The sequence below is a fragment of the Truepera radiovictrix DSM 17093 genome (genome assembly GCF_000092425.1).
Classification (GTDB): domain Bacteria; phylum Deinococcota; class Deinococci; order Deinococcales; family Trueperaceae; genus Truepera; species Truepera radiovictrix.
The window spans coordinates 1894527-1912884 of the sequence record NC_014221.1; the positions used below are offsets into that span (position 1 = coordinate 1894527).

The following is an 18358-nucleotide window of genomic DNA, read 5'->3' on the forward strand; positions in this document are numbered from 1 at the left end:
GCAACCAAGCGACCCCCACGACGCCCCCGGTTCGCGCCGCCAGAGCGCCAAAAACGCCACGGGGTACACCATGCCGACGATACCGACAACGCCCGCACACGCCGACTTGCAGGGGAAGAGCACGCGCAAAGCCGTCTGTGTCGTCTATACGGGCGGCACCATCGGGATGATCGGCGCCGCTTTCGGTGCGAGCGGCTACCGACCGGCCCCCGGCGACCTCGAGGCGCGCCTCACCGCGCTTCCGGAGCTGAGCGCCCCCGAGATGCCGCGCGTGGTGTTTCGCGAGCTCTCACCGCTTTTAGACTCCGCCGAACTCGCGCCGCGCGACTGGGAGCGTATCGGCCGCGAGATCGCGGCGCACGACGCAGCCTGCGACGGGTTTGTCGTGCTGCACGGCACCGACACGATGGCCTACACCGCCTCCGCCCTCTCCTTTATGCTCGAGGGGCTCGCCAAACCGGTGATCCTCACCGGCTCGCAGCTGCCCTTCGCGCACCTGCGCAGCGACGCCCGCGACAACCTCATCACCGCCCTGCTGCTCGCCGCCCACACCCCTTTGTGCGAGGTCGGCATCTACTTTCGCGGCGTGCTGCTCCGCGGCAACCGCGCGCGCAAGGTCTCCTCGAGCGGCTTCGGCGCCTTTGCGTCGCCCAACGCGCCGCCGCTCGCCACCGTCGGCGTTGAGGTCGCGCTGCACCCCGCCGCGCGCCGCACCCCCTACCTCGCCGGCCCCTTGCGTTTGCAGCGCCTCGCCGACGTTCAGGTCGGCGCGCTGCGCCTTTTCCCGGGTATCGATCAGCGCTTTCTCCACAACGTGCTGCAAGAGCCCCTGCAGGGGCTCGTCCTCGAAACCTACGGCAGCGGCAACGCGCCCCGCGACCCCGGCTTTCTGCGCGTTTTGGCGCGCGCCACAGAGCGCGGGGTGGTCATCGTCAACTGCACGCAGTGCTTTAGCGGCGGGGTCGATATGGAAAGCTACGCGACGGGGCAGGCGCTGCGCGACGCCGGGCTGACGAGCGGCGCCGACCTCACCCCCGAAGCGGCGCTGACCAAGCTCGTCTACCTCTTTAGCAAAGGCCACACCCCGGAGGAGGTGCGCGCGCTCATCACGACCGACCTGCGCGGGGAGCTGACGCCGAGGAGCGGACGCGTCACGTAGGTCTGGCGTGACCCGCGACCACCCCCGAGCCCGGCGCCCCCCCCTAGCCGCCCCCGCCGTCGTCGACGGACGACCACACGACCCGTTCGTCCTCGAGCCGGAAGTAGGTCACCGCCGCGTTGTTGTCGTAGTCGAGCTCTTCAATCCGCCTCTCGGGGTTCGTCGTCACGACCACGGCGTAGGAGCCGCTCGGCGCGTCCGTGAGGTCGAGGTCTTGCTCCAAGAGGAGGGAGAGGTACTCGTCACCCCAACCGACCGAGATCCCCTGCACGTCCTCGCGGCACCCCGCGTAGACGGGCCCACCCGGCACCTCGATAAGGCCGCTTTCGAGGTGCGTGAGGTTGCTCGCCATGTGCTTGATGTCCATGAGGCAAAAGCCGACCTTGGCGTTTTCGGCGATCAGCTCCACGAGCTCGCCCCCCTCGCCGACGCGCCAGAGCCCGTAGTGCGCGAAGCCGTCGAAGTGCAGGTGCCCGTGGCGGTGCTCGTAATTGAAGGTGCCGACCCACCGCCCCTGCTCGGCGCGCAGCTCGGGGAACGTGCCCCCCGTTTGCGCCCCGCCGGTCTGCAAGGCCGCGGGCGACGCACCGGCGCTCGCGGCCTCCCCCACGCGGCGGTAGACGTACTGGTAGACCTCGAGCTCGCCGGTCTCGGGGTTGCGCGCGCCGCGCGTCTCCAAGGGCCCTAGCCCCGCGTTCCAGATGAGCGTCGTAAACTTGAGGCGTAAGTTCCCCTCGGCGCGGCTGCCAACTGTCGAGAGGTCGCTGGGCTCGAGCGGCACGAGGTCGGGCAAAAGGCGTTCGGGGAGCGTTTCGCGCGTGTAACTCGGTGCGGCCCCGGTCGCGGCGACGTGCTGCAACCCCGCGCGGTTGCGCGCCTCGATCTCGGCGAGGTTCCACGACGCCATCGGCAACGCCCCCTCGGCGCGCCCCCGCTCCTCATGGGTCATCGTTAGCGGGCCGAGCAACACGTAGGCGACGAGCACCCCCACAGCCCCCCGGCGAACAGTCCGTCGCAAGCGTCACCTCCACCGTTTCATCAAGGTAGTTTATAACGGTTCCGGGCGCCTTTGCACATGTGCAGTAACAGTCGCATCTGGGTAGCAGCAGGCAGCTACCCACGCGTCGGCTACGGGCGCTCGCACATGCGCCACCCGGCGGCGCAACGCGCCGACACGACCGCGCAGCCGTCGCCGGGGGCTTCAAAGCGTGTATTCTGGAGCATGGACTACGTGGACCTGGCGGAACAGCGGAAGTTCGACGAAGCGGCGATGCAGAAGATCCCCGTGTTCTCCTCCGACAAGCTGCTCTTCGATCAGTACTGCTTGCTGCCGGGGCAACAGCAGCGCACGCACACGCACGAGGCCGAGGACAAGGTGTACGTCGTCCTTCAAGGGGAGGCGCTCTTCGACATCGGCGGCGAACGGGAGATGCTCGCCGAGGGAACGGCGGTGATCGCCCGCGCCGGGGTGCCGCACGGCGTGCGCAACGAATCCGACTCGGCGCTCGTGCTCCTCGTGGCGATGGCGCCCAAACCCGCTAACGCTTCATGAGCCTACCGCACCCGCTTAAAGACCTCCCGCTCGACCACATCGGCGTCGCCACCCCCGACCTCGACGCCGCGAGCGCCCCCTTTGAGCTGCTGGGCCTCCCCCGCGACGGCGACGACGAAGAGCTGTCCCACCAAGGGGTGCGCGTGCGCGCCTTTCGGAGCGGTGAGAGCCTCGTCGAGCTGCTCGAGCCCACCACGCCGGAGAGCCCCATCCGCAGCTTTTTGGAGCGGCGCGGGCCGGGGTTGCACCACCTCGCGCTGCGCGTCACCCGGCTCGAGGCGGAGGTCGCGCGGCTCAAGGCGGCCGGCGCGCGCTTTGTCTCGGACGCGCCCCGCGGGGGCCGACACGGTACCCGCGTCGTCTTTTTGCACCCGAAGTGGGCGGGCGGGGTGCTCGTCGAGTTGGTCGAACACCCCACCCACACCCCTTGAACCGCCCCCTCTGGTGGCTCGCCGCCCTTGCGTGGGCGGGTCTCACCTTCTGGTTCTCGAGCTCCCCCGACGCCCAGGGGGCCGCCGGTTGGCTCGACCTCTCGCCGCCGCGCGACAAGCTCTTTCACGCCGCTAACTTCGGCGTTTTGGGGCTGCTGATCTTGTTCGCGAGCGGCCGCCCCCTGCTCGCCGTGCTCCTCGCCTCGCTCTACGGCGCCGTCGATGAGCTGCACCAGGCCACCGTCCCCGGGCGGAGCGCCGACGTCGCCGACTGGGTCGCCGACACGCTCGGGGCAGCTTTCGCCGTGACGCTCGCGGTGCTCTGGCAGCGGCAGCGCGCGCGCGATAGACTAGCGCGGTGAACCGCTCTTGCGAACATCGGGCCCACAAAGGGCAGAGCGCGTGAAGCTCGCGCTCGTCGGCGCGGGCAAGATGGGGGGCGCCGTGCTCACGGGGGCGCTGCGCGCGGGCGTCTTGGACGCGGCCGAGGTCGGTATCTACCATCCGGACGAGGCGCGGCGCACCGCGCTCGCCGCGCAGTACGGCGTCACCCCCTTTACCGACGACGACATCCACGCCGCCGAAAGGGTGCTCATCGCCGTCAAACCGCAGTCGTTCGACGAGGTCGCGCCCCTAATCGCGCAGCGCAGCGCCGCCTACATCTCGCTGATGGCCGGGGTCAGCGCCGAGACGATCGCCCGGCGGGTCGGGTCGGCGCGGGTGGTGCGCGCCATGCCCAACTTGGGCGCGCGCGTCGGGCTCTCGGCGACCGCGCTCGCGCACCTGCCGCAGGCCGAGGGCGAGGACGTCGCCTTTGCCGAACGGCTGTTCTGCGCGGTGGGCACGGTTTACCGCATCCCCGAGCGGCTGTTCGACGCCTTTACCGGCCTCGCGGGCTCCGGCCCCGCCTTCGCGGCGGTCTTCGCCGAGGCGCTCGCCGACGGCGGCGTGCGGGTCGGCTTTTCGCGCGAGGTGGCGCAGGGTCTCGCCAAACAGGTGCTGTTGGCGAGCGCTACCCTGCTAGGCGCCGAGAGCCCCGGCAACCTTAAAGACGAGGTCGCGAGCGCGGGCGGTACGGCGATCGCCGGGGTGATGGCCCTAGAGCAGCACGGGTTGCGCTACGCGGCGATGCAGGCCGTCGAGATGGCCGCCAAGCGCGCGGCCGAGCTGAGCCGCGCCGACGAGCGCTAACGCGGCGCGCAAACGGCCTGGGGGGTCCCCAGGCCGCCTCGAGCCCCGAGCGGGGGACGCGCTACAGCGCTACAGGATGCCCCCGCCCAAAAAGAGCCGCACCGTCGAAAAGATCAAGACGATGATGTTGAAGTTGCGCCCGCCGCGGCGCACGTCGAACTGCCCGATGATGAGGCCGACCAAAGCGATAGGGATCGCCAACCAGTTGAGCCACCCCAAAAGCGGGAAAAAGCCGATCAGCGCGACGATCAGCGCAATGATACCAACCAGGATCGAGATGACGTTCATGCTACCTCCACGGCTAGTTTAAGCGCTCCGGCGCCGCAGCGGCCCGCTTCGCACGCCACACACCCGTGGCGGCGCGCGCCGCCACGGGTGCTTAGACGCCAAGCCCTACCGGCTCGAGCCACGACCGTTTGAGCGCGTCAAAGGTCCCCGCCGCCAAGCTCTCCCGGATCTGCGCCATGAGCCGCGCCATAAAGCGCAGGTTGTGCAGCGTTGCGAGGCGCTGCCCGAGCTGCTCGTCGGCCTTAAAGAGGTGGCGCACGTACGCCCGCGAAAAACGCGTGCAGGTGTAGCAGTCGCATCCCTCCTCCAGGGGCCGCGGGTCGCGGGCGTAGCGGGCGTTGCGGATATTCAGGCGGAACCTGGGCAGCGGCTGCTCCCCGTCGAAGCGCGCGAGCACCCCGCCGTTACGGGCGTTGCGCGTCGGCGAGACGCAGTCGAAGGTGTCGCAACCGCGCTCAACCGCCCCGAAGATGTCCTCGACCTCGCCGATCCCCAGAAGGTGGCGGGGTTTTTCGCGCGGGAGCTCCGGCGTGGTCCACTCCAACACCTGCCGCATCTGCGCTTTCGTCTTGCCCAAGTTGCCGCCGATGGCGAGGCCGTGAAAGTCCATCCCCGCGACCGTGCGGGCGCTCGCCTTGCGCACCCTCTCGAACGCCCCCCCCTGCACGATGCCGTAGAGCGCTTGCGGGTAGGGGTGCACGGCGGGGTGGTCCTGAAAAAAGCGCAGCGACCGCTCCGCCCAGCGGTGGGTGCGCTCAGCACTCCTAGCCGTATACGCCTCGTCGTGTAGCGGGCTCGTGCACTCGTCAAAAGCGAGGATAATGTCCGCCCCCAACGCGCGCTGCACGGCGATCGAGGTCTCCGGGGTAAAGGTGTGCAACGTGCCGTCGATGTGGCTTTTAAAGCGCACGCCGTCTTCTGAAACCTTCATAAGGGGTCTAGCGGTCCTCACGGGGGCGCCGGCCAGGACCCCTCCGGCTTCGCCCGGGAAGATGTTGGCGACCTTGCCGACGCCGTGCTCGAGCCCCGCACCGAGCGAAAACACCTGGAAGCCCCCCGAGTCGGTCATTACGGGTGCGCCCCAGCCCATAAAGCGGTGCACCCCCCCGAAAGCGGCGACGAGGTCGTGGCCGGGGCGCAGGTAGAGGTGATAGGTGTTGGTGAAGATCACCTGCGCGCCCGTGGCGAGGACCTCTTCGGGGGTGAGCGTCTTGACCGCCGCCTGGGTGCCGACGGCGACGAACGCGGGGGTGTCGATCGTCCCGTGCGGCGTCACGAGGCGACCGAGCCGCGCGGCGCCGCGTTCTTGCGTGATGGTGAACGAAAAGTCGGGGTAGGTCATGGGAAGGTCACGAGTGCCCGACCATGAGCCATGGGAAAGGGCTTGACCCCCATGCTCACGGCTTGTAGCCCCCCCACTATACCCCTACGCCCTTCTTAAACGCCGCCACCTTAGCATGCTAAGCTCAGCTGGTGCCGCTACCGCCCCTTTCCGAACTGGTCCCACCCCCCCGCTTCGGCCACACCCGCTTTGCCGACTACGAACCGCAGCACCCCAGCCAGACGGCCGCGCTCGTGCAGGTGCAAGCTTTCGTCGACGAGATCGCCGAACCGCAAACGGGCGCGTTTCGCTGGCCTTGGCAGCGCCGCGCGCAGCCCCAGGGGCGCGGGCTCTACCTAGACGGCGGCTTCGGGGTCGGCAAGACGCACCTGCTGGCGGCGGCGTATCACGCCTCAAAGCTGTCTAAAAAGGCGTACCTGTCTTTTCAGGAGCTCGTCTACGTCATCGGGGTGCGCGGGACCGCGCGGGCCAAGGCCGAGCTCGGCGACCTGCAGCTTCTATGCATCGACGAGTTCGAGCTCGACGACCCCGGCAACACGCTCATCGTCAAGACCTTTTTGGCGCACCTTTTCGAGCAGGGCGGCGCGGTGATCACCACCTCGAACACGCCACCGGAGGCGCAGGGTCAGGGCCGCTTCAACGCGGGCGACTTTCAGCGCGAGATCCAGAGCGTCGCCGAACGCTTCGAGGTGCTGCCCATCGAGGGCCCCGACTTTCGCCACCGCGACCACCTGGCAGGGCTCCTCTCGGCCTCGGAGCTCGAGCACCGCTTCAAGACCGAAGGGGCGCCGGAACCCAAAGAGCGGCTTGCGTGGCCCGCCTTTTTGGAGCTGCTCGGCAAACACCACCCCATCCGCTACCGCGAGCTTCTGGGCGCCGTCGGCACGCTCTACCTCGAGGACGCGCAGACCCTAGCGACGCAGAACGACGCGCTGCGCTTCGTGCACTTTATCGACAAGCTCTACGACCTCAAGAAGGGCCTGCGCCTTTCCGGTACGGTCGCGCTTCGTGACCTCTTCGACCCGTCGTACCGCGAGAGCGCCTACGCCAAAAAGCACCACCGCTGTTTGTCGCGGCTTTCAGAACTGCTCGAGGAGCGCTTTTAGGGTCTTTAGCGGGCCTCGACCTTACGGCTCGACAAACGCGACCTCTACGGGTTCACCGGACGCGCCGTTGGGTGGGGCGCCGCTTTCGGGTTCGTAGTAGAGGTGCGGCCCTAGCGGCAGCCCCCCAGGTTCGCTGAGCGTCAAGGTCATCGTGTGCCTGAAGGTCTGCGGCTCGCCCCGCCGCATCGTGACGCCCCTGACTTCGGTGAGGTAGCTCGAGCCGTCTAGGAGTTGGTAACTAGGGGACAGGGAGTGCGTATAGGGGTGACAAAGACCTTCGCGGTTGTTTGGCCCACCTTCGGCACGGGCAAAACAAACACCGTGTTGGTGTTTAGGAGAGTGACTTCAGGGAAGTTGCTCTCTGCGTCCAACACCAGCGTCGCTGCGACATCAACCGTAAGCGGTTCTCCTAAGCCTATCTCACTCGGCTGGACGACCATACGCGTGGGGTTGGTGGGAACGTGATAGATGATGTCATGAACGCTGCGTATCTCGCTCGTACATGCGCTTACCAGGGGGGTTATGAGTCCAAAAAGGCGTCGCTTCATGACTGAGCCCTACCTAACCCGTCATGACGCAGGATGGACAAAACGCTCAAAAACCGCTCACGGCCTCGGCTTCGAAAAAGGAGACGCGAGCAGGTTCGCCACTTACGCTGACGGCGGGAACGCTCACTTCCGGCTCTACAAAAAGGTGAGGTGTGAGAACGAGCTCTCCAGGTTCACTGAGCGTAAAGGTCATTGAGTGTCTAAACGTTTGCGGCTCCCCCCTTGTCATGACGGCCTCGTCTGTCTCCGTGAGATAGGAGCCCTCCAGTAAGCGGTAAGTCGCGGGCAATGGGTTGACATGTGGGTCACAGAACCCAGCTTCGCTGGGTGGCTCGTTGGCGACGTCAGTGAAGCACACACCGATGCGGACGAGAGAGAGATCGAGGTGAGCGAATCAGCTCTTGGGGTCTAACGCCAACGTCCCGGTGACCTCAACCTGCACCGGCTCTCCAACCTCGGCACGAGCGGGTTGCACCGTAACCCTCATGGGATCGGTAGGTACGGGATGCAGCTTATCGTAGAGGCCGCGGCTCTCGTTGGGACAGGCGCTTAGTAGGGGCGCCAAGAGCAGGAGCAAAAACCGTTTCACCGCTCACACCACCCTTTTCACCGCTCGGAGGGCTCTCTCGAGTTTCCGTAGGCTTAGAGGCTCAGTATTGCACGGCGTCACGCTCCCGCACCGCTAAAGGCTATAGTGACCTCAGCAAAAGGAGGGCACCATGAACCCACTTAAAGCGCTTCACACCTTCGGCCAGTCGCCCTGGCTCGACGACCTGCGCCGCAAGCTGGTGCGGGGCGGAGAGCTGCAGCGGCTCATCGACGAGGACGGCGTGCGCGGGCTCACCTCGAACCCCGCGATTTTTGAAAAAGCCATCGCCCAGAGCAGCGACTACGACGACGCTATTCGCGAGCTGAGCGCGCAGGGCAGAAGCGTCACGGAGATCTACGAAGCGCTCACCATCGAGGACGTGCAGGCCGCCGCCGACCTTTTCAGGCCCCTTTACGACGAGAGCGGCGGCGAGCACGGCTTCGTCTCCTACGAGGTGTCGCCGCACCTCGCGCTCGACACCGAGGGGACGCTAGCCGAGGCCAGAGACCTCTGGAAACGCATTGCGCGGCCCAACGTGATGATCAAGGTGCCCGCGACCGAACCGGGGCTCCCCGCCATCCGCACGCTTATTAGCGAGGGGATCAACGTCAACGTGACGCTGATCTTCGGGCTGCCGCGCTACCGCAAGGTCGCCGAGGCGTACCTTGCGGGGCTCCAGGACCGCGCCGAGCGGGGCGAGAGCGTCGCCGGCATCGCTTCGGTCGCGTCGTTTTTCCTGAGCCGCATCGACGTCCTTTTCGACCCCATGCTCCAAGAGATCGCCTCGGAGGGGGGCGAGCGCGGCGAGCGGGCGCGTAGGATCGTCGGCGAGGTCGCCATCGCCAGCGCCAAGGTCGCCTACGAGATGTACGGCGAGCTCTTCGGGGCGCCGTTTGAGGCGCTGCGCGCTCAGGGCGCCAAACCGCAGCGCCTCTTGTGGGCCAGCACCGGCACCAAAAACCCCGAGTACAGCCGCGTGAAGTACGTCGAGCCGCTCATTGGCCCGGACACCATCAACACCATGCCGCAAGAGACGCTTGAAGCCTACCGCGAGGAGGGCCAGCCCGCCGCCCGCTTGACCGAGGGGCTCGACGAGGCGCACCGCGTGTTGGACGACCTCAAAGCGCTCGGTCTAAGCTTGGACGAGGGGGCGCAGCGGCTCGAGGACGAGGGCATCACGAAGTTCACCGGCCCCTTCGACAGCCTCATGGAGACGCTCGCCAAAGCGCGGGAGGAGGCGCTGGCGAAGGTGTAAGTGCTGGGCCCCGTCGGTTCGTGGATTGTCGCTCGTAGTGAGGGGTGCTCCCCGGGCTACGGGCCACGAACCTTAAAGGGCGGAAATACCCGGCCTCGACGTCCTCAGGGACGTCCCACCGCGCGTGCGCGCTGCCGCTGACAGCCCCCGCGCGGCGTTTTAGCATGGACGTCGGAGGCCCCTTGAAACGCACGATGATCCTCACACTCACCCTGCTCGCGGCCTGTGCGCCGGCGGCGCGCCCCGAGAACAACGTCCGGCCGACCCTCGTCTCCGCGACCGCGCCCCAACAGGTCGGCGGCCGGCTCGTACTGCAGGGCCGCTACTTCGGCGACGGCGCGGGAGGCGCCGCCGAAGGCTCTTACGTCCTCGTCGCGGCCGACGCGAGCGGCGCGGGGGGCGCGCGGGCGCAGGTCGAGAGCTGGGCGCCTGACCGCATCACCCTGCTCGTCCCCGAGGGGGTGGGCTACGGGTACGTCTTCGTGGTCGTAGACGGCGTGCAGAGCAACGGGTTGCCGGTGAATGCGCCTTAGCGGCAATGAGTGCTGAGCAACGAGCCACGAGTTGCTGTCCGACACTCATGGCTCGTTGCTCGTTACTCATGGCTCATGGCCCCCTAACTCATTGCTCCTTTTTGTCCCGTGCTACACTCTCTAGTCATGAAGCTAAGGGCCGTTAAGGGCACGTTCGACATCCTCCCCGAAGACCAGCGTTTGAGGCGCCACGTCCTCAGCACCGCTGAGCGCGTCCTCGAGCACGCGGGCGTCTTGGAGCTGACGCCGCCCATCTTCGAGCACACCGAGGTCTTTACCAAGTCGGTCGGCGCGTCCTCCGATCTGGTCGTGCAGCACGAGATGTACACCTTTACCGACCGCGGCGAGCGCTCGCTGACGCTGCGCCCGGAGTTTACCGCCGGGGTGCTGCGCGCGTACATCGAGAACGGCCTGATCGTCTGGCCCACACCCGTCAAGCTCTGGAGCTACGGCCCCATCTTCCGCGCCGAGAACCCCCAACGGGGCCGGTTTCGGCAGTTTCATCAGGTGAACTGCGAGTTTTTAGGGCTCGACACCCCGCTCTTGGACGCCGAAGCCATCGCGCTGCTCTACACGGTGCTGAGCGCGTGCGGCCTAGAGGGGCTTACCGTGCGACTCGGTTCGGTCGGCGACCCGGAGGACGCAGCAGCCTATAACGCCTACTTGCGGCGCGAGTTGGGGGCGCGCCAGAGCGAACTCTCCGAGACCAGCCGCGAGCGTTTGCGTCTCAACCCCATGCGCGTTTTAGACAGCAAGGACGCGGGCGACCAGGCGGTCATCGCCACCCTCAAGCGGCCGCTCGACTTTCTCAACCCGGACGCCAGGGCGCACTTCGAGGGCGTGCAGGCGTTTTTAACGACCTGGGGGATCCCTTTTGAGGTCGACGACAGCATCGTGCGCGGGCTCGACTACTATCGCCGCACCGCCTTTGAAATCCACGCCGCGGGCATCGGCGCGCAGTCGGCGCTCTGCGGCGGGGGGCGCTACGACGGCCTCGTCGCCGCCCTGGGCGGCCCCGAGACCCCCGGCGTCGGCTGGGCGTTCGGCCTCGAGCGGGTCTTAGACGCGCTCCGCGAGGCCGGGGTGCGCGCGCCCGAGGCGGCGCGTCCGGCGCTCTTTTTAGTGCCGATGGACGACGAGGCGGTCGCCGAGGTGGCCGCGCTCGCTTTCAGGCTCCGCCAAAACCTCACGGTGCTCCACGCCTACGCCAAGCGCAACCTCGGCAAGGGCTTTAAGGAGGCCGAGCGCGCGGGGGCGCGGTTTGCGGGGCTGCGCGGCGCGCGCGAGCGCGAGCGCGGCGTCTACGCGCTTAAAGACCTCGCCACGGGCGAGCAGCTCGAGCTCCCCGAAGGCGAGCTCGCGGGGTTTTTGCACGAACGCCTCGAGCGCCCCTTGGCGAGCTCCCTATGACCCGAGCGCACACCTCCCCCCCTTCCGCCGCCCGCACCCCCTGCGGGACCCTCCGCGAGGCGCACGTCGGGCAGGACGTTACCCTCAAGGGGTGGGTCAACCGCCGCCGCGACCTCGGCGGGCTCGTGTTCTTCGACCTGCGCGACCGCAGCGGTTTGGTGCAGGTCGTCGTGGAACCAGGCAGCGGCGCGTTCGGAACCGCCGAGCGGCTGCGGAGCGAGTTCGTCGTCGAGGTCACGGGCCGGGTGCGCGCGCGCCCCGAGGGGCAGCGCAGCGACCGCCTACAGACCGGCGCGGTCGAGGTCGTAGCGCGCGGCGTCACGGTGCTCTCCGAGGCCAAGACACCCCCCTTTCTGGTCGACGGCTCCGTCGACGCGGGCGAGGTCAGCGAGGAGCTGCGCCTCAAGTACCGCTACCTCGACCTGAGGCGCCCCGAGGCCCTAAGGCCCCTTCTGGTCCGCCATAAAGTCATCAAAGCCATCTGGGACTTTCTGGACGCCGAGGGCTTCGTGCAGGTCGAGACGCCCCTCTTGACCCTCTCGACCCCCGAGGGGGCGCGCGACTTCGTCGTACCCTCGCGGACGCAGCCGGGGAGCTTCTACGCGCTCCCGCAGTCGCCGCAGCTCTTTAAGCAGCTCCTGATGATGGCGGGCGTCGAGCGCTACTTCCAGATCGCCCGCTGCTTTCGCGACGAGGACCTGCGCGCCGACCGCCAACCCGACTTTACCCAGCTCGACCTCGAGATGTCGTTCGTCACCCAAGACGAGCTTTTAGACCTCAACGAGAGGCTCATGCGCGCGGTTGCCAAAGCGGCGCTCGGCATCGACCTCACCCTCCCCTTTACGCGCCTCACCTACGAGGACGCGATGAACCGCTTTGGTTCGGACAAACCCGACGTGCGGTTTGCGCTCGAGCTACAAGACCTCTCCGAGACCTTCGCAGAGACCGACTTTCGCGGCTTTCGCGGGGTTCTAGAGGCGGGCGGGCGCGTCAAAGCGCTCCCGCTTACCGCGGAGCACGCTGCCGAGCTTAGCCGCAAACGCTTGGGCGAGCTCGAGGCGCACGCCAAAACGCACGGCGCCAAGGGTATGGCGTGGCTGCGACGCGAAGGCGACGGTTTCGCGGGCCCTATCGCCAAGTTTTTGTCGGCCGCGGAGACGGCCGAGCTCGCGGCGCACGCCCCTGAGACCGGCGACCTGCTGCTGATCGTCGCGGACGCGTGGCGCGTCGCCTGCGAGGCGCTCGGCGCGGTACGCGCTAGACTCGGCCACGAGCTGGGGCTCATCCCAGGGGGTACCTACCGCTTCCTCTGGGTCGTCGACTTCCCGCTGTTAGAACGCGACGATGAGACGGGCGGCTACACCTACATGCACCACCCCTTCACCCGCCCCCGCGAGGAGGACCTGCCGCTACTGGAGACCGACCCCGGACGGGTGCGGGCGTGGGCGTACGACCTCGTCTTAAACGGCTTCGAGGTCGGCGGCGGGTCGCTGCGCATCTACGACCAGGCGACGCAGCTCAAGATGTTCGCCGCGCTCGGCATCTCCGAACGGGAGGCGCGCGAGCGCTTCGGCTTCTTCGTCGACGCCCTCGCCTACGGGGCGCCGCCGCACGGCGGGGTGGCCTGGGGTTTGGACCGCTTGGTCATGCTCTTCGCGGGGGCGCAGAGCCTGCGCGACGTGATCGCTTTTCCCAAAAACCAGCGCGGCGGCGACCCCCTCACCGGCGCCCCCGCCCCCTTAAGCGCGGCGCAGCTCGCCGAGCTGTCGCTGTCGGTGACGGCTGCGGACGGGACCACAGCCGAGGCTCGAGGCGGCGGCGGCGCGTGATCCCGCTCGTCCTGCTGGACCTCGACGGCACGGTTATCGGCTCGAGCGGGCAAGCCGCGCCGTGCGTCTGGGAGGCGGTCGAGCGGGTTCAGGAGGCGGGGATGCGCCTCGCGGTCTGCACCGGCCGCCCCCGCGTGGGGGTCGCCAAACGGATCGCCGAGCGCTTGGGGCCGTCGACCCCGCACATCTTTCAAAACGGCGCCATGACCGTCTACGCCGACGGCGAGGTGGTGCAGCTCCACGCCCTCAAGGAGGCGAGCACGCGCGCTCTCATTGCCCACGCGCGAGCGTACAACCTGGTGCTCGAGGTCTACACCCCGACCTCGCTCTACGTCGAGCGCCGCACCCCCCTCTCCGAAGCGCACGCCGCCATGCTCGGCACGACCGCCATCGTCCGCAACCTCGAGGAGGTCGCCGAGAACGAACCCGTGGTGCGCGCGCAGTGGGTGGTGCCCCCCGAAAAGGAGGGGCTGGCCACCTCGTGCGCGGTCGAGGGGGTGCAGCTCGCCACCGCCGTCTCCCCCGCCCTCAAGAACACGCTCTTTATCTCCATTACCAAACACGGCGTCTCAAAGGGCTCGGCGGTGCGCTCGCTCATCGCCAGCCTCAAACTCAAACCGGAGAACGTCATGGCGGTCGGCGACTCCATCGGCGACCTACCGATGCTCGAGGCCGTCGGGCACCCCGTGGTGATGGCCGAGGCGCCCAGCGCGCTGCGCGAGCGCTTCTTTAGCGTCGGCAAGGTCGACGAGTGCGGCGTGGTGGAGGCGCTCGAGCGGGCGCTCGAGCTTAAAACCGTCTAGCCGCGGCCGAAACGGCAGACCCGCCGAACGCGTTAGACTGCTCCTTATGACGGCTACCCCCCCCGTTGTCCCCATCGAAAAGCTCAAGCACCACATCGGCGAGACCGTCACCCTAGAGGGCTGGGTCGCCGGGTCGCGCTCGAGCGGCAAGATCGCCTTTTTGCGCCTGCGCGACGGCTCCGGCTTCGTCCAGGGTGTGATCGCCAAGAGCGACGTCGACGAAGCGACCTTCGCGCTCGCCCGCAAGCTCACCCAGGAGTCGAGCGTGCGCGTCACCGGCGCCGTCCGCGCCGACGAGCGCGCCCCCTCCGGCGTCGAACTGGGCGTGACGGGGCTCGCGCTCGTGCACGAGGCGACCGAGTACCCCATCACCCCCAAAGCCCACGGCGTGGACTTTTTGATGGAGCACCGCCACCTCTACCTGCGCCACCCCAAACCCTGGGCAGTCATGCGCATCCGCGACGAACTCGTACGCGCGGTGCACGACTTTTTCGCCGAGCGCGGCTTTCTCCGCTTCGACGCGCCCGTCTTTACCCCCAACGCCGCCGAGGGCACCACCAACCTCTTCGAGATCGACCTCTTCGGCGAGGACAAGGCCTACTTGTCGCAGTCGGGGCAGCTCTACGCCGAGGCGGGGGCGCTGGCTTTGGGCAAGGTCTACACCTTCGGGCCGACCTTTCGCGCCGAAAAGTCGAAGACGCGCAAGCACCTCCTCGAGTTCTGGATGGTCGAGCCCGAGGTCGCCTACTTAGAGCACGAGGGCAACGTGAAGCTGCAGGAGGACTTCGTGGCCTACCTCGTGGGGCGCACCCTGGAGACCCGCCGCACCGAGCTCGAGATCTTGGAGCGCGACGTGAGCCGCCTAGAGCCCAGCGCGCAGGGGAATTTTCCGCGCCTCAGCTACGACGAAGCGCTCGCCAAACTCGCCGAGCACGGGGAAAAGCTCCCCTGGGGCGAGGACCTCGGCGCGCCGCACGAGACCATCCTGGGCAGCCTCTTCGACCGCCCGGTCTTTATCGAGGCGTGGCCGACGCAGGCCAAAGCCTTTTACATGCAGCCCTATGAGGACGACCCCACCCGCGTCAAGTGCAGTGACCTCATCGCGCCGGACGGTTACGGCGAACTCATCGGCGGCTCGGAGCGCATCCACGACTATGACCTTCTCAAGCGCCGCATCGAGGAGCATGGGCTGCCCTTAGAGGCGTTCGCGTGGTACTTGGACCTGCGCCGCTACGGCAGCGTGCCGCACTCGGGGTTCGGTTTAGGCTTCGAGCGCACGCTCGCCTGGATCACGGGCGCGCAGCACCTGCGCGAGGTGATCCCTTTTCCGCGGCTTTTGACGCGGATGTACCCATAAACCAAACCACGACCACCCCTACTAAAGGCTAGGCAGGGGTGGTCGTTACGCTTACGTGAATTCGAGCGCGCTCTTTACCAAACGAAATCTTTAACGATGGGAGCGTCTGTATAACAGATCCTACCAAAGGGATCGTTAGGCCCTATGTTGTAGTCTTCATGACACCACAAACTTGCGGGTACACCGTTAACCTCACCGTTTCGCGTAGCAAGGCTGTCGGGATCATCTCGCACTTTTGTGATCGTAACGTTCGAACCGGCTGCACTTTCGAAGGTCTTCGATGTGCCTACAGGACCACTTCTTATCCCGACGATGTCGATGTCTGCGTAGACAAGCTGAGACCTGTAAAACTCTGCCAGTTTAGGGCTAGCCAAAAACGCCTCTTCGGACAGGTTGTTATCTGCGAGGTAGGTTTTGAGGCTGTCCTCACCTGTGAGGAATAGGGTGAGGGGGTAGTCATCGCGCCCAAGCTCGCTCACGATGCCGGAAGCTTTGACAGCTTGGGCCTCAAAGTCTCCCCTGGACGCCTCTCTGTTGATCGTCTCTTCTACAGAGAACATGGGGATATCCACCTCAGGTTTAGCGTTGCAAGCGACAACATTTAAGCTTAGGGCGAGTAGGCTCACGGCAAGCAAAAAATATTTATACACTTTCTCTCCTAACGGTAGCGTGTGTTGATGGCCTGGATGTCTCGGGAACTTAAAGTATCACCGCCTACAATCCCGTCATAGCTGCCGATAATAGTAAACATAGGTTCTAGTGTGCTTCTTACAAAGTCGGAAGAACCGTTGCGGCGGTAATGCATGACTGAAGCATAATCGTAGGTTGTGCGAGACTCGTGTTCAAACTTCCTTTCAAACTGTCCTCTACCCTTACTTGTCAGGTTGCTCCAGTTCACCACGATAAAAGCGTCTCTATCGGTGCGCTGGTGTTCGTGCATAAGTCCTAAAGCGTGCCCAAACTCGTGCATGATAGTTCTTGGGGTGAAACATCCAGGACCCAGATTAAGGTTTTGCGGCTGACTGCTGCTGCGACCAGGAACGGCGTAGCAACCGTCGTTGCGGTTGGTCAGCATGACTCGGTCCCCTGTAGTCCGGTATCCGACTCGGATGTTTGTTCGTCTATCAAGGTCAGCAAGTGTATTTTTAATGAGGGTCTGCTGCGACGAAGTGAAAATTCGCAGCGAATTCGTATCGACCCAGAGAATATGATCGGGCCAGCCACCACCCCAGCGCTCACCGCAGATAACTAAAAACCCGCTCGCGCAGTACGGTTTATACATCGCGCCTTGAGGTGATAAGGTATTAGATGCTCCGCTCAGTTGGGCTTCGTATGCCGCGAAATCAGCCTGAAGCTGTGTAGTGGTTCCTAAGATAACATCGGCGTCGAAAACGATACCCTTATAGGCGGTGTACGTATACGTTTCACCGTTGCTAAAGGTATGAGTGCGAATTTGTACCTGATCGGGTCCCATGCTGCTCTGTGTCGAGATAGCTTGGTCCCGGTCTAGGGCTTCCAAGGCCTCCGCAAGGGTGGCATAATGAGGGTCTTTGGAGAAATCTTCCACCACCTCAACCGTTTCAGCCCCTGGCATAAAAGTTTCAAAACCCCTAACACTATACGCAGGCATAGCAGAAACTTTCGGTGAAGGGTTACTACAGCCCGTCCAAACAAATAGACCTAGAAGCGCCCACAAAACTTGAAGTTTCATTCTGCCCCCCTACGCTCGTAGCTATGAAGTGCATCTAGACCTTAGTTACAAGATTATCTATAGCCAAATCAATGATGGCCTTACAAAAACTGCTAGCAAGCCTTCAAGTTTCAAAAGTCGAAAATTCATCGTTAGCCGTATCGTTGGAATATTAGAGCTTTGCAGAGCCTTTGTCAAGAGTTTCGTGCGGGACATGAAGCGATGGCAGGCATTGTGTACGTCGGCAGCCCCGTGTGCCCCGACGACACAGTGAGCGTGACGCTGCCGCCCTCGCCATACGGGTAGCAGATGTTGCCTCCTGAACCCGGCGGCTCAGCATCCTAAACTTTGATGCTTAGGCGCTCCGCCGTCTCCTCCCACGCCGCCATCGCCGCCAAAAGCGCCGCCTCGGCCTCCGCGTGACGCGTACCGAGCTCGAAGAGCGCCTCCGGCGAGACCCCTCGGGGTGCTCGAGACCCTTGGCTGCCTCCGCAAGCCCTTGCGATTCTAACCAAGGTTGACCATAATAGCTTTAGAGGTGTTCAAGATGCCGATGACGAACGTTGCAGAGGCCAAAGCGCAACTGTCTTCGCTGATCGAAAAGGCGCTGGCCGGTGAAGAGGTGATCATCAGCAAGCACGGGAAGCCGATGGTCAGGCTCGTCCCCTACGAACGGGATGCGAGCCCCCGTGACATGAGCGTCCGCATCTGGGAGGGTGAGGTGCGCCTTGCGGACGACTTCGACGAGCTGCCGGCGGAGTTGATGACGGCGTTTAGCGGTGACGCTCATTAGCAGGTGTCATCCGGTCGGCAGCGCTCCCCATCACAAAAGCTTGACCGGCAAGCACGCGCCGAGCCGATACCGGGAAGCAAGTCACAAAACTGCCGCATGAAGCTCCTACTTGATACGCATGTCCTCATCTGGGTGTTTGATGGTAGCGCGGACCTAGCCACAACGGCCAAAGAGGTGATCGCAGATGGAAGAAACGAGGTGTTCGTCAGTGCCGTCACGGCGTGGGAAATTGCGATCAAACGCAGCTTGGGCAAGCTCGAGCTACGCGGTGATTATCAGCGCGGCCTGACGCTCTACCGCTTTACCCCCCTAGCCATCAGCACCGAACACGCGCTCGCAACCGAGACCTTGCCGCCCCACCACGCCGACCCCTTCGACCGGCTTCTCATCGCTCAGGCGACCCTAGAGGGCCTGACCATCATCTCCCGTGACGCGCGGTTTGCCGACTACGGCGTAGAACTCATCAAGGCGTAGCGCGCAGG

The 18358-nt window shown here is 65.5% G+C and carries 21 protein-coding genes; 14 read left to right on the plus strand and 7 right to left on the minus strand.

Features of this window, described 5'->3' with window-relative positions:
* Window positions 1–70 precede the first annotated feature (70 nt).
* On the plus strand, window positions 71–1159 hold the full coding sequence (gene ansA, locus TRAD_RS08725) for an asparaginase (RefSeq protein WP_013178244.1): 1089 nt from the start codon (window positions 71–73) through the stop codon (window positions 1157–1159).
* A 43-nt stretch (window positions 1160–1202) separates the two neighbouring features.
* Here ansA and TRAD_RS08730 read toward each other — a convergent pair whose 3' ends face one another.
* Complete coding sequence (locus TRAD_RS08730; protein WP_013178245.1) at window positions 1203–2144, minus strand: lysyl oxidase family protein; 942 nt, start codon at window positions 2142–2144, stop codon at window positions 1203–1205.
* 237 nt (window positions 2145–2381) lie between these two features.
* Here TRAD_RS08730 and TRAD_RS08735 point away from each other — a divergent pair, with 237 nt between their 5' ends.
* Genes TRAD_RS08735 through proC form a run of 4 tightly spaced genes read left to right on the plus strand, consistent with a single transcriptional unit; the run spans window position 2382 to window position 4333 of the window.
* Entirely contained in the window at window positions 2382–2711 is a 330-nt protein-coding gene (locus TRAD_RS08735) for a cupin domain-containing protein (RefSeq protein ID WP_013178246.1), read from the plus strand.
* Window positions 2708–3142: a methylmalonyl-CoA epimerase gene (gene mce, locus TRAD_RS08740; RefSeq protein ID WP_013178247.1), complete on the plus strand. Its 435-nt coding sequence runs from the start codon at window positions 2708–2710 to the stop codon at window positions 3140–3142. The genes TRAD_RS08735 and mce overlap by 4 nt, the downstream gene beginning before the upstream one ends.
* Complete coding sequence (locus TRAD_RS08745) at window positions 3139–3504, plus strand: VanZ family protein (RefSeq protein WP_013178248.1); 366 nt, start codon at window positions 3139–3141, stop codon at window positions 3502–3504. Before mce ends, TRAD_RS08745 begins: the two co-directional genes overlap by 4 nt.
* Window positions 3505–3544: 40 nt before the next feature.
* Complete coding sequence (gene proC / locus TRAD_RS08750; protein WP_013178249.1) at window positions 3545–4333, plus strand: pyrroline-5-carboxylate reductase; 789 nt, start codon at window positions 3545–3547, stop codon at window positions 4331–4333.
* 69 nt (window positions 4334–4402) lie between these two features.
* Here the strand turns inward: proC and TRAD_RS08755 are convergent, their stop codons facing one another.
* Window positions 4403–4621, minus strand: coding sequence for a hypothetical protein (locus tag TRAD_RS08755; protein WP_013178250.1), 219 nt, complete (start codon window positions 4619–4621; stop codon window positions 4403–4405).
* Window positions 4622–4712: 91 nt separating this feature from the next.
* Window positions 4713–5963, minus strand: a complete 1251-nt coding sequence (gene tgt, locus TRAD_RS08760; RefSeq protein ID WP_013178251.1) for a tRNA guanosine(34) transglycosylase Tgt — start codon at window positions 5961–5963, stop codon at window positions 4713–4715.
* 131 nt (window positions 5964–6094) lie between these two features.
* Between tgt and zapE the strand changes: the two genes are divergently transcribed.
* Window positions 6095–7069, plus strand: coding sequence for a cell division protein ZapE (gene zapE, locus TRAD_RS08765; protein ID WP_013178252.1), 975 nt, complete (start codon window positions 6095–6097; stop codon window positions 7067–7069).
* 21 nt (window positions 7070–7090) lie between these two features.
* On the opposite strand, the gene TRAD_RS16335 is transcribed toward zapE, so the two are convergent.
* Complete coding sequence (locus TRAD_RS16335; RefSeq protein ID WP_013178253.1) at window positions 7091–7255, minus strand: hypothetical protein; 165 nt, start codon at window positions 7253–7255, stop codon at window positions 7091–7093.
* A 1081-nt stretch (window positions 7256–8336) separates the two neighbouring features.
* Between TRAD_RS16335 and tal the strand changes: the two genes are divergently transcribed.
* The 6 genes from tal (at window position 8337) to asnS (ending at window position 15393) form a co-directional block, all read left to right on the plus strand.
* Entirely contained in the window at window positions 8337–9461 is a 1125-nt protein-coding gene (gene tal, locus TRAD_RS08770) for a transaldolase (RefSeq protein ID WP_013178254.1), read from the plus strand.
* Between the two features lie 182 nt (window positions 9462–9643).
* Window positions 9644–9994 carry a hypothetical protein gene (locus TRAD_RS16340; RefSeq protein ID WP_049773046.1) on the plus strand — a complete coding sequence of 117 codons (351 nt, stop codon included), beginning with the start codon at window positions 9644–9646 and terminating at the stop codon, window positions 9992–9994.
* Window positions 9995–10120: 126 nt separating this feature from the next.
* Window positions 10121–11404, plus strand: a complete 1284-nt coding sequence (hisS, locus tag TRAD_RS08780; protein ID WP_013178256.1) for a histidine--tRNA ligase — start codon at window positions 10121–10123, stop codon at window positions 11402–11404.
* On the plus strand, window positions 11401–13233 hold the full coding sequence (aspS, locus tag TRAD_RS08785; protein WP_013178257.1) for an aspartate--tRNA ligase: 1833 nt from the start codon (window positions 11401–11403) through the stop codon (window positions 13231–13233). The genes hisS and aspS overlap by 4 nt, the downstream gene beginning before the upstream one ends.
* A complete protein-coding gene (locus TRAD_RS08790; RefSeq protein ID WP_013178258.1) occupies window positions 13230–14036 on the plus strand; it encodes an HAD-IIB family hydrolase in 807 nt (268 codons plus the stop codon). Before aspS ends, TRAD_RS08790 begins: the two co-directional genes overlap by 4 nt.
* A gap of 46 nt (window positions 14037–14082) precedes the next feature.
* Window positions 14083–15393: an asparagine--tRNA ligase gene (gene asnS, locus TRAD_RS08795; RefSeq protein WP_013178259.1), complete on the plus strand. Its 1311-nt coding sequence runs from the start codon at window positions 14083–14085 to the stop codon at window positions 15391–15393.
* Between the two features lie 74 nt (window positions 15394–15467).
* Here asnS and TRAD_RS16045 read toward each other — a convergent pair whose 3' ends face one another.
* The 3 genes from TRAD_RS16045 to TRAD_RS16345 all read right to left on the minus strand — a co-directional run bounded on the left by TRAD_RS16045 (window position 15468) and on the right by TRAD_RS16345 (window position 17598).
* Window positions 15468–16043 (minus strand): hypothetical protein, encoded by a 576-nt coding sequence (locus TRAD_RS16045; protein ID WP_013178260.1) that lies wholly within the window; start codon window positions 16041–16043, stop codon window positions 15468–15470.
* A gap of 8 nt (window positions 16044–16051) precedes the next feature.
* A complete protein-coding gene (locus TRAD_RS15705) occupies window positions 16052–17104 on the minus strand; it encodes a M12 family metallopeptidase (RefSeq protein WP_013178261.1) in 1053 nt (350 codons plus the stop codon).
* A gap of 320 nt (window positions 17105–17424) precedes the next feature.
* Window positions 17425–17598: a hypothetical protein gene (locus TRAD_RS16345; RefSeq protein ID WP_185095152.1), complete on the minus strand. Its 174-nt coding sequence runs from the start codon at window positions 17596–17598 to the stop codon at window positions 17425–17427.
* A gap of 32 nt (window positions 17599–17630) precedes the next feature.
* On the opposite strand from TRAD_RS16345, the gene TRAD_RS08800 reads away from it, so the two are divergent.
* A complete protein-coding gene (locus TRAD_RS08800; RefSeq protein WP_013178262.1) occupies window positions 17631–17876 on the plus strand; it encodes a type II toxin-antitoxin system Phd/YefM family antitoxin in 246 nt (81 codons plus the stop codon).
* A gap of 96 nt (window positions 17877–17972) precedes the next feature.
* The gene (locus tag TRAD_RS08805; protein WP_013178263.1) at window positions 17973–18350 is read left to right on the plus strand and encodes a type II toxin-antitoxin system VapC family toxin; all 378 of its coding nucleotides are present in this window, start codon (window positions 17973–17975) and stop codon (window positions 18348–18350) included.
* The last annotated feature ends 8 nt before the right edge of the window (window positions 18351–18358 follow it).